The following is a 10389-nucleotide window of genomic DNA, read 5'->3' as shown; positions in this document are numbered from 1 at the left end:
AGGTGGGCAGCGGCGTAACGCAGCCCGTCGGGGCGGGTCTGGGCGGCCTCGACGAGCCCACGCCGGGCCACCGCGAGAAGCTGGGCCGGGGTGCGGTGCGGCAGCACGTGCGCGGGCACTGTCGGTGCCTGGGCCGGTTGGGTCGGCATGACTGTCTCCTCCGCGTGGCCGAAACGGGCGGTGCGGAGGAAGACGCACCAGATGGGGCCGGCCGGGTGTGGACGCTTCCCCACACCGCACCCGGCCGGCGCAACCGGCGGGTTCGTCGTCCGCCACCCGGGGGTCGTGGGCGGCGGACGACGATCCTGCCTGACGGGACCGGGCTCGCGACTGCCCGGTGCCCGGTGCGGTCCGCGAAACCGCACCTCCCGGAAGCGGCGCCGCGAAACACCGCTCCCGAGCCGTCGGAACGGATGTGCGGCACCCATGTCCAGGTGGGGTGCACCAGCACCCAATCGAACACCCGTTCTAACCACTGCTGACAGTACACCCTCCCGCCGACGAAAACGCAACGTGTCAGGCACGGCGTGCCACCACGACCACCAAGGTCACGACGCCTCCGGCGGTGGCACCACGCCGAACGGCCGGGCCGGTCCACCCGCTGCGGGGCGTACCCGGAAGAATGGCGGCATGCAGTCACACCCCAACGTACGGGCGGTGCAGGAGGCCCTCGACGGCGCGGGCGCGCGGGACGGTGCCGGCGCGCCGAGCACGGTCCGCCTGCTGCCCGAGGCCGCACACACCGCCGCCGCAGCCGCCCAGGCGCTCGGCGTCGAGGTCGGTGCCATCGCCAACTCGCTGATCTTCGAGGCGGACGGCGCGCCGCTGCTGGTGCTCACCTCCGGCGCGCACCGGGTCGACACCGCGGGCCTGGCCGCCTCCATCGGGGTCAGCCGGCTGCGCCGAGCCACCCCGGAGTTCGTCCGGCAGCACACCGGGCAGGTGATCGGCGGGGTCGCTCCGCTGGGCCACCCACACCCGCTGCGCACCCTGGTGGACACCGCCCTGAAGGCGTACGACGAGGTCTGGGCGGCCGGCGGGGTGCCCCAGGCGGTTTTCCCCGTCACGTACGCCGACCTGCTGCGGATCACCGCCGGCACCCCGGCCGAGGTGGCGTGAACTCCGCCGCCGAGGCGGTACCCGAACTGGTCACCCTGCACGTGTGGCGGGTCTCCCGAGCCGCGCTGCCCCGGGCACTGGCCCGGATGGCGCGGGATCCGCGCCGGTTGCGGGCCACCCCCGGCGTACGGTTCGGCAAGCTGCTCGGCACCGGAACCGGCACCGGCTTCGGGCCGGGTGACGCCGACCCGACCCGGTGGGCGGCGCTGACCGTGTGGGACTCCCCCACCGCCGCCGACGGTTTCGACACCTCCCCGGTCGGCCGAGCCTGGGCCCGCATCGCCCGGGCCCGGGCCCGGCTCGACCTGCGCCCGGTGGCCAGTCGGGGCCAGTGGTCGGGGCGGCGGCCGTTCGGCGACCCGTCGGGCGGTCGGGTGGCCGGGCCGGTGCTGGCGCTGACCCGGGCCCGGCTGCGCCCCCGGCGGGTGGTGACCTTCTGGAAGGCGGTCCCGCCGGTGGCCGCCGCCCTGCACGCCACCCCCGGGCTGCTCGCCCGGTTCGGTGTCGGGGAGGCCCCGCTGGGCTGGCAGGGCACGGTCAGCGTGTGGCGCGACCCGACGGACCTCGTGGCGTTCGCGTACCGTCACCCGGAGCACCGCGCCGTGATCACCCGCACCGCCACCGAGGGGTGGTACGCCGAGGAACTCTTCGCGCGGTTCGAGGTGCGCGACGTGGTCGGTGACCGGGCGGTGCTGGGCTGGGCCGCCGACAGCGGCGCGGAGACCGTGAGAGGAAGCGCATGAGGTTGGTGCGGTGGACGCCGGACGATCTGGTCCGGCGGCTCGACGACGTGGTGGCCGTCTACGGCGAGGCGATGAACTACCGCACCGACCTGCTGCAGGCCCGCCGCGGCTACATCGCCACCCACGTCCGCCGACCCGGCTTCCGCGCCGTCGCCAGCCTCACCACCGAGGGGCACCTGGCCGGCTTCGGGTACGGCTACCGGGGCGAGGCCGGGCAGTGGTGGCACGACCAGGTGCACCGGGCGTTGGACCCGCCGGCCCAGCGGCGCTGGCTGACCGACTGCTTCGAGGTGGTCGAGCTGCACGTCCGGCCGCCGGCGCAGGGACACGGCCTGGGCAGCCGGCAGCTCACCGCCCTGCTCACCCTGGCCGAGGGGGCGACCACCCTGCTGTCCACCCCCGAGGCCGACGAGCGGACGTCGCGGGCCTGGCGGCTGTACCGCCGGTTCGGCTTCGTCGACGTGCTGCGGCACTTCCACTTCCCCGGCGACGAGCGCCCGTTCGGCGTACTCGGCCGGGACCTGCCCCTGGTCAACCCCGACACCGCCGCACCGGACCCGACCGCGCCGTGAACCCACGGCGGGTGGTCCCCTGGGCGCTGCTGAGCGCCCTGATCCTCGCCCAGATCTGCTATCCGCTCACCACCGGCGTCACCCGGGCCCGGCTGACCGTCGCCACGGTGCTCCTCGGTTACCTGCTCACGGTGGGTCACGCGCTGCTCAGTCGCGGCCCGCGAACGGCTGCGGCGCTGGTCGCGGCGGGCACCGGCGGCGGGTTCGCCGTCGAGGCGCTGGGGGTGGCCACCGGCTTCCCGTTCGGCGGCTACGACTACTCCGGGGAGCTGGGCCCGAAACTGGCCGGGGTGCCGCTGGTCATCCCGCTGGCCTGGACCTGGATGGCCTGGCCGGCCTGGCTCGCCGCCGTCCGGCTCATCCGCCCCGCCGGGGGACGGCCGACGTGGCCCCGGCACGCCGGGCGGATCACGCTGGCCGCCGTCGGGCTGGCCGCCTGGGACCTCTTCCTCGACCCGCAGATGGTCGCCGAGGGCTACTGGATGTGGCGGGACGTCACCGTGGCGCTGCCCGGGCTGCCCGGTGTCCCGGTCAGCAACTACCTCGGCTGGCTGCTCTTCGCGGTGCTGCTGATGGGCGCGCTGCGCCCGCTCGCCGGGCCGGCCGTCGCCGGCACCGACAGCCGGGACGACCCGATGTTCGCGCTCTACCTGTGGACGTACCTGTCCAGCGTGCTGGCGCACGCGGTCTTCCTCGCCCTGCCCGCCTCGGCGCTGTGGGGCGCGGCCGGCATGGCGGTCGTCGCCGTGCCGCTGGCGATGACCCTGCTGCGTACGTCCCGGCCCGGCGACGACCGGCCCGCGCCCCGGCCACCGCGCCGCGACGTCGACGCCCCGGCATGACCGCGCTGCTCGTGCTGGCCGCGGCGGTCGGCGTGCTCACCCTGCACACGGTCGTCAACGCCGCCCGGTGGCTGCGCCGGCCCACCGCCGGGCCGGTCGAGGTCGACGAGCCGGTGGCGGTGCTGCTGCCACTGCGGGACGAGGCCGCGCGGGTGGCACCCTGCCTGCGGTCGCTGCTCGCCCAGCGAGGCGTACCCGGGCTGCGGATCGTGGTGCTCGACGACGGCTCGGGCGACGGCACCGCCGACGTCGTCCGTGCCGTCGTCGGCGACGACCCCCGGGTCAGCGTGCTCGACGGGGACGCCCCGCCACCGGGCTGGCTGGGCAAGCCGCACGCCTGCCACCAGCTCGCCACCGGCACCGACCCGGCCGCCACGGTGCTGGTCTTCGTCGACGCCGACGTGGTGCTCACCCCGTACGCGGTGGCGGCGGCGGTGACCGCGCTGCGGGCCACCGGGGCGACGCTGCTGTCGGCGTACCCCCGAATCGTGGTGCGGACGGCGGCCGACCGGCTGGTGCAGCCGCTGCTGCAGTGGTTGTGGCTGACCTTCCTGCCGCTGCGGGCGATGGAACGCTCGCCGCGACCGTCGCTGGCCGCGGCCGGCGGCCAGTTCCTGCTGGTGGACCGGGCCGGCTACGCCGCTGCCGGCGGGCACGCCGCGGTCGCCGGCAGGGTGCTGGAGGACATCGAGCTGGCCCGGGCGGTGAAGCGCTCCGGTGGACGGATCGTGCTGGCCGACGGCTCCCGGCTGGCCGCCTGCCGGATGTACGACACCTGGCCGCAGCTGCGCGACGGGTACACCAAGTCGCTGTGGGCGACGTTCGGGCACCCGTCGGCGGCGGCCGGCGTGGTGTCCCTGCTGCTCCTGCTCTACACCGCGCCTGCGCTGCTCGCGGTGGCCGCCCTGGTCGCCGGAGCCGGCCCGGCCGCCGCAACCGCTTCCGTCGGGTACGCCGCGGGCGTCGCCGGGCGGGTGGTCAGCGCCCGGGCGACCGGGGGTCGGGCCTGGCCCGACGCGCTGGCGCACCCCGTGTCCGTCGTGGTCCTCGGTTGGTTGACCCTACGGTCGTACCATCTGCGGAAGCGGCGTCGCCTGTCCTGGCGGGGCCGTCCGGTCAGCTAGGAGGGGCGCGGCATGGCGCGGATCGTGGTCGTCGGCGCCGGGGTCGGCGGGCTGGCCGCCGCCGCCCGGCTGGCCGTCACCGGGCACCAGGTCACCGTCTTCGAACGGGCTGACACCGTCGGCGGCAAGCTTGGCCGCTACACCCACGACACCCCGCACGGATCGTTCCACTTCGACACCGGGCCGAGCCTGCTCACCCTGCCCCAGGTCTTGCACGACCTGTTCGAGGCGACCGGGGCCAAGCTCGACGAGTACCTGGACCTGGTGCCGCTGGACCCGATCGTCCGGCACGTCTTCGGCGGCGGCGGGCCCCACCTGGACTCCTGCGCCGACCCGGCCGAGTTCGCCGCCCGGATCGGCGCGGCCCTCGGCGACCGGGCCGCCGCCGACTGGCAGCGGCTGTGGCGCCGGGCCGCCCGGGTCTGGGAGGCGTCGCACCGGGACGTGCTGCGCCGCACCGTCGACTCCCCCCGCGACCTGGCCGCGCTGGCCTGGCGGCTGGGTGACCTGGCCGCCATCGGACCGGGTCGTACCCTGCGCGGGCTGGGCCGCCGGCAGCTGTCCGACCCGCGGCTGCGGATGCTGCTCGACCGGTACGCCACCTACACCGGCGCGGACCCGCGCCGCGCCCCGGCCGCGCTGGTCGCCGTCGCCTACGCCGAGCTGACGTACGGCGGCTGGTATCTGCGCGGCGGGTTGGGCACCCTCGCCGACGCGCTGCTGTCGCGCTGCCTGGACCTGGGCGTGGTGGTGCAGACCGGCGCCACGGTCACCCGGATCGACGCCGCGGGCGGGCGGGTGCACGGGGTACGCCTGGCCAACGTCGCCGCGCCGGTCCCCGCCGACGTGGTGGTGGCCAACGTGGACGCGCTGACCGTCTACCGGGACCTGCTGCCCGCCCCGCGCCGGCTGGCCGCGCTGACCGACCGCAGCCTCGCCGGTTTCGTGCTGCTGCTCGGGGTACGCGGCGACTCGGGGCTGGCCCAGCACACCGTCTTCTTCCCCCGCGACCACGACGCCGAGTTCGACGCGGTCTTCGGCCACCCGGGGCGGGGGGTACGGGCCCGTCCGGCGGCCGACCCGACGGTCCTGGTCACCGTCGCCGACGACCCGATGGTCCGCCCAGAGGGCCACGAGGCCTGGTTCGTGCTGGTCAACGCCGCCCGCCACGGCACCGCCAGCGGGGCGGTGGACTGGCGGCGGCCCGGGCTCGCCGAGGCGTACGCGGACCGGGTTCTCGACGTGCTCGCCGAGCGGGGCGTGGACGTGCGGGACCGGCTGCTGTTCCGCGAGATCCGCACCCCGGCGGATCTGGCCGACTCGACCGGCGCGCCGGGCGGGGCCATCTACGGCACCGCGGGTGGGCTGTTCCGGCCGGCCAACCGTGGCCCGGCGGCCGGGTTGTGGCTGGTTGGCGGTTCCACCCATCCGGGTGGCGGCCTGCCGATGGTCACCCTGTCGGCGCAGATCGTCGCCGAGAAGATCGGCCCCGCCTGGTAGCGGCGTATCCATCACGCGGAACCCGGCGGGCCTCGCCGCCCAGTGAGGATCAGCCGGCGGTGACCAGGGCACGGCGGACCGTTGACAGCAGCTGCCCCAGGCCGAAACCGGCCAGCAGCACCCAGACCGCGACGGCCATGGTGACCGTGCCGGCGGCCAGATCCGGGTCGATCATGCCGGTCAGGCCGGCCAGCAGCAGTCCGACCAGCGCCACACAGACCCGGGTGGGACGCTCCCCTACGGTCACCACGCTGATCTCCCGCATCCCGGCGGCGACCGCCCGGGCCCGGACGTACTCGTGCAGCCAGGACAGGGCACCGCTGGCCACCACCAGCGCCCCGGGCGCTCCGACCAGCCAGAACGCGATCAGCCAGGCGACCTCACCGAGCCGGTCGGCGATCGAGTCGTACACGTAGCCGAGGCGGGTGGTGCGGCCGGTGACCACCGCCACCGCCCCGTCGACACTGTCGGCCACCGCGGCGAGCAGGACGAACAGGGCGGCCACGATCGGCCCGTCCACCCCCCGCACGGCGAACAGCGGTACGCAGAAGCAGAGCAGCACCCCGCCCACCGTGACCGCGGTAGGGGTCACCCGGAGCCGACCCAGGATGTATCCAACGTGGTAGGCGAAGCGCAGCCAGGCCCGGACCACCGGCGCGGCGACCCGGGGGTCGAAGCCGCCGTGCAGCCGCGCCCAGGCGGTCGCGTACCCGTCCCATTTCAGCTGTGTGCCCACCATCGGTCAACCGTCGTGGTGGGGCCGAGGTGTCGGGGTGAACCGTTCACACCCGCGCGCCCGCCTGGAGGCTGCGCCACACCTCCCGCGTCGCGGTGGACCGGTTGAGGGTGATGAAGTGGATGCCCGGCACGCCCTCGTCGAGCAGCCTCGCGCACATCTCGCTGGCCTGCTCCACACCCAGCCGACGGACCGCCTCCGGGTCGTGGGCGACCCGGGCGAACCGCTCCGCCAGGGCGGGCGGGAACGGCGCGCCGGAGAGCTGTACGGACCGTTCGATGGTGGCCATCTGGGTGACCGGCATCACCCCGGCCAGGATCGGGGTGTCGCAGCCGGCGGCGGCGACCCGGTCCCGCAGCCGCAGGTAGTCGTCGGCGTCGAAGAACATCTGGGTGATCGCGAAGTCCGCGCCGGCCCGGCACTTGCGGACGAAGTGTGCGACGTCGCTGGCGATGTCCGGCGAGCGGGGGTGCTTGTACGGGAAAGCGGCCACCCCGACGCTGAAGTCGCCGGCGTCACGGACCAGCCGGACCAGATCCTCGGCGTAGAGCACGCCCTCGGGGTGGCGGACCCACTCGCCGCCCGGGTCACCCGGCGGGTCGCCCCGCACGGCGAGCACGTTGCGCACCCCGGCCCCGGCCAGCCGGCCGATGACGTTGCGCAGCTCGGCGACGGAGTGGTTGACCGCGGTCAGGTGCGCCATCGGCAGCAGCGTGGTCTCGGTGGCGATCCGCTCGGTCACCGCGACCGTGGTGTCCCGGGTCGACCCACCGGCACCGTAGGTGATCGAGACGAACGAGGGACGCAGCGACTCCAACTCCCGGATGGCCTGCCAGAGCAGTTGCTCGCCCTTGGGGGTCTTCGGGGGGAAGAACTCGAACGAGAAGGTGGGCGCGTCACGGCGGATCAGCTCCCCGATCGCCGGCTGCGGATTGGGAAGAACGGAGGGAAGACCGAGCGCCACGCCCCGACTCTAGCGGGTGACGGCGGTCGTACCCATGCCTTCCCAACTGGACATCGACGATCATGCGCCTCTGGTGTGCGGTCCCCAGCCGTCCCGCCGACGTCGGGCGGCACCTGAACGTCGTACCCCCGGGGTAGAACAGGGACCAGCGCGGGCGGGGCCGGCCGAGGGCCGGCACCCGGGGTCACCGCGCGGGGGTCAGCACCGACCGGCGGCACGCCGGTCCGTCCTGTTGTGCGCACGGGCGGGCGTGGCCGCGCCGACACCCGTGCCGGAGGACCGATGACCCCGCCCGACCCGAGCCTGCTCGGGCCGCTGATCGCCCAGCTTCGGCTGGCCCACGGCTGGAGCCAGCAGCAGCTCGCCGCCGCGCTCTGCGCCGCCGCCGACACACCCACGCTGACCCGCCACGAGGTGTCCCGCTGGGAGCGGGCCGTCCGGACGCCGGGCGAGCGCTGGCGACGCCATCTGGCCGCCGTACTCGACGCGCCGGCCGGACTGCTGGCCGACGTGCCGACGCGGAGTGGGCGGCCCGGCCCGGCCGGGCCCGTCGCGACCCGGTCCCGGTCGGCTCTGCTGGCCCTGGCGCACCGCTGGGCGGCGGACCCGGGCACTCCCCTGCTGCTCAACCCGGCGACCATCGAGCACGTCGTCGAGTCGACACCGGGCCGGAGGGCGGCGGAGGCGGCGGGCCGGTCAGCGACGGACCGGGAACCCGACGACGGCTGGGAAGCCCCGCCCGGTGCCGTCGGGCTCGCCGAACTACGACGGCTCGACGACCTGGCCGGTGGCGCGGACCTGGCCCCGGCCGGGGCGTACCGACTGCGGTACGCGGTCCGCGCGCTGCGCCGGTCCGGTCCGGGCGGACGACGACGGCTGCTGCCGGTGCTGGCCGAGACCGCCCAGCTCGCCGGATGGCTCGACGGCGACGCCGGGCACCTGTCGTCCGAAGTGGACGCGCACCGCCTCGGACTGCGGGCCGCCGCCGCGACCGGGGACCGCGCGCTCGCCGGTCAGGTGCTCGCCTCCGCCAGCCACCTGCTGGCCGGTGCCGGCGACGCCGAGGGCGGACTGCTGCTGGCCCGGGCCGGGTACGCCGGGACCCGCCGCACCGCCAGCCCCGGACTGCGGGCGCTGCTGCTGCACCGGATGGCGCTGGCCGCCGCGCTCACCGGCCGCGGCCCGGCCGCGCGGCGGGCACTGGACGCCGCCCGGCGCGCGGCCGAGACCGTCGAGCCGTCCGCCGAACCGCCGTGGCTGTACTGGCTGGACAGCGGCGAACTGGCGGCGATGACCGGGCGGGCACTGGTCGCGCTGGGTCGCCCAGGGCCGGCGGTGTCGCTGCTCGGCGTGGCGTTGCGGACCGATCGGGGGCCGCGCGGCGCGGCGGTGTACGGCAGTTGGCTGGCCCGTGGTCTGGTGCAGCTCGGCGAGGTGGAGGAGGCGGCGGAGGTGGCCGGGACGGCGCTGCGCGACGCCGTCCGGGCCGGCTCGGCGCGAGCCGTCGCCGCGCTGGCCGAGGTGGACCGGCGGTTCGCCGCGCACCGGGCCGAACCCGGGGTACGCCGCTGGCGGGCGCTGCTCGCCGAAGCACGCCCGTTCCTGCTGTCCGATCCGCGCCCGTTCCCGCCGGCCGGCGCGGGTACGCGGCGCGCCAGCCCCCGGGGCGGGGCGGAACCGAGTGGGACCGGCTAGCGTGCTGGCGTGACCCATGCTGCTCCCGTCTCCCCCGTCGACCGTGCCGACCTGCGCCAGCGGGTGGACAAGGCGCTGGCCGAGTTCCTGGCCGGCCAGCGCGCCCGGCTGACCCGCGTCGACGACGCGCTGGTGCCGGTCGCCGAGGCGATCGAGGCGTTCGTGCTGGGCGGCGGCAAGCGGCTGCGCCCGGCGTTCGCGTACTGGGGCTTCCGGGGGGCCGGTGGGGTCGACGCCGACGAGGTCGTGACGGCCCTGGCGGCGTTGGAGCTCGTACAGGCCAGCGCCCTGATCCACGACGACCTGATGGACCGGTCGGACACCCGGCGCGGCGAACCGGCGGTACACCGGCGGTTCGCCGCCCGGCACCGGGCAGCGGGCTGGAGCGGCGACCCGGACGGCTTCGGCGACGCCGCGGCGGTGCTGCTCGGTGACCTCTGCCTGGTCTGGTCCGACGAGCTGCTGCACTGCGCCGGGCTGGAACCCCGGACGGTGGCGCGGGCCCGGCCGGTCTTCGACGAGATGCGTACCGAGGTGACCGTCGGGCAGTACCTCGACGTGCTGACCCAGGCCACCGGCGACACCTCGGTGGAACGGGCCGGCAAGGTGGCCCGGTACAAGTCGGCGAAGTACACCGTGGAGCGGCCACTGCTGCTGGGTGCGGCGCTGGCCGGGGCGTCGGCGGACGTGCGGGCGGCATACTCGGCGTACGGGTTGCCGCTCGGTGAGGCGTTCCAGCTCCGCGACGACGTGCTGGGGGTCTTCGGCGACCCCGCGCAGACCGGCAAGCCGGCCGGGGACGACCTGCGTGAGGGCAAGCGCACCTATCTGGTGGCGGCGACCGTGGAGGCGATCGACGACGCGGGCCGGGAACTGCTGCTGGCCGGCCTGGGCGACGCGGCGCTGGACGAGTCGGGCATCGCCCGGCTGCGGGAGTTGATCGCCGGATGCGGAGCGCTGGCCCGCACCGAGCAGCGGATCGTCACGCTGACGGACGCCGCGCTCGCCGCGCTGGTCGCCGTCGACCTGGACACCGAGGCCCGCCAGGCTCTGGTCGACCTGGCCATCGCCGCCACCCGCCGCCCCAGCTAACC

10 protein-coding genes and 1 pseudogene are annotated in these 10389 nt (G+C 75.9%); 8 read left to right on the top strand and 3 right to left on the bottom strand.

Annotated elements, in window-relative coordinates; genetic code table 11:
• A pseudogene (locus E1182_RS25680) lies at positions 1-149 on the bottom strand (chromosome segregation protein SMC); the annotation flags it as partial.
• Positions 150-630: 481 nt separating this feature from the next.
• Between E1182_RS25680 and E1182_RS25675 the strand changes: the two are divergent.
• The 6 genes from E1182_RS25675 to E1182_RS25650 are packed head-to-tail and all read left to right on the top strand — an operon-like array spanning position 631 to position 5900.
• Positions 631-1119, top strand: a complete 489-nt coding sequence (locus E1182_RS25675) for a YbaK/EbsC family protein (RefSeq protein ID WP_132269915.1) — start codon at positions 631-633, stop codon at positions 1117-1119.
• The gene (locus tag E1182_RS25670; RefSeq protein WP_132269913.1) at positions 1116-1862 is read left to right on the top strand and encodes a monooxygenase; all 747 of its coding nucleotides are present in this window, start codon (positions 1116-1118) and stop codon (positions 1860-1862) included. Before E1182_RS25675 ends, E1182_RS25670 begins: the two co-directional genes overlap by 4 nt.
• A complete protein-coding gene (locus tag E1182_RS25665) occupies positions 1859-2434 on the top strand; it encodes a GNAT family N-acetyltransferase (RefSeq protein ID WP_132269911.1) in 576 nt (191 codons plus the stop codon). The genes E1182_RS25670 and E1182_RS25665 overlap by 4 nt, the downstream gene beginning before the upstream one ends.
• Before the next feature lie 11 nt (positions 2435-2445).
• Complete coding sequence (locus E1182_RS25660; RefSeq protein ID WP_243706419.1) at positions 2446-3276, top strand: carotenoid biosynthesis protein; 831 nt, start codon at positions 2446-2448, stop codon at positions 3274-3276.
• Entirely contained in the window at positions 3273-4400 is a 1128-nt protein-coding gene (locus tag E1182_RS25655) for a glycosyltransferase family 2 protein (RefSeq protein ID WP_132269907.1), read from the top strand. The genes E1182_RS25660 and E1182_RS25655 overlap by 4 nt, the downstream gene beginning before the upstream one ends.
• Before the next feature lie 12 nt (positions 4401-4412).
• A complete protein-coding gene (locus E1182_RS25650) occupies positions 4413-5900 on the top strand; it encodes an NAD(P)/FAD-dependent oxidoreductase (RefSeq protein ID WP_132269905.1) in 1488 nt (495 codons plus the stop codon).
• Positions 5901-5949: 49 nt separating this feature from the next.
• Here E1182_RS25650 and E1182_RS25645 read toward each other — a convergent pair whose 3' ends face one another.
• Positions 5950-6639, bottom strand: a complete 690-nt coding sequence (locus E1182_RS25645) for a CDP-alcohol phosphatidyltransferase family protein (protein WP_132269903.1) — start codon at positions 6637-6639, stop codon at positions 5950-5952.
• A gap of 43 nt (positions 6640-6682) precedes the next feature.
• The gene (gene metF, locus E1182_RS25640; RefSeq protein WP_132269900.1) at positions 6683-7600 is read right to left on the bottom strand and encodes a methylenetetrahydrofolate reductase [NAD(P)H]; all 918 of its coding nucleotides are present in this window, start codon (positions 7598-7600) and stop codon (positions 6683-6685) included.
• Between the two features lie 282 nt (positions 7601-7882).
• Between metF and E1182_RS25635 the strand changes: the two genes are divergently transcribed.
• Complete coding sequence (locus E1182_RS25635) at positions 7883-9295, top strand: helix-turn-helix domain-containing protein (protein WP_132269898.1); 1413 nt, start codon at positions 7883-7885, stop codon at positions 9293-9295.
• A 9-nt stretch (positions 9296-9304) separates the two neighbouring features.
• Positions 9305-10387, top strand: a complete 1083-nt coding sequence (locus tag E1182_RS25630) for a polyprenyl synthetase family protein (RefSeq protein WP_132269895.1) — start codon at positions 9305-9307, stop codon at positions 10385-10387.
• The last annotated feature ends 2 nt before the right edge of the window (positions 10388-10389 follow it).

The sequence above is a fragment of the Micromonospora sp. KC721 genome, from assembly GCF_004348355.1.
Lineage (GTDB): Bacteria > Actinomycetota > Actinomycetes > Mycobacteriales > Micromonosporaceae > Micromonospora.
Note: the sequence above shows the minus strand (reverse complement) of the source record. Positions and strands in the feature narration are given on the sequence as shown.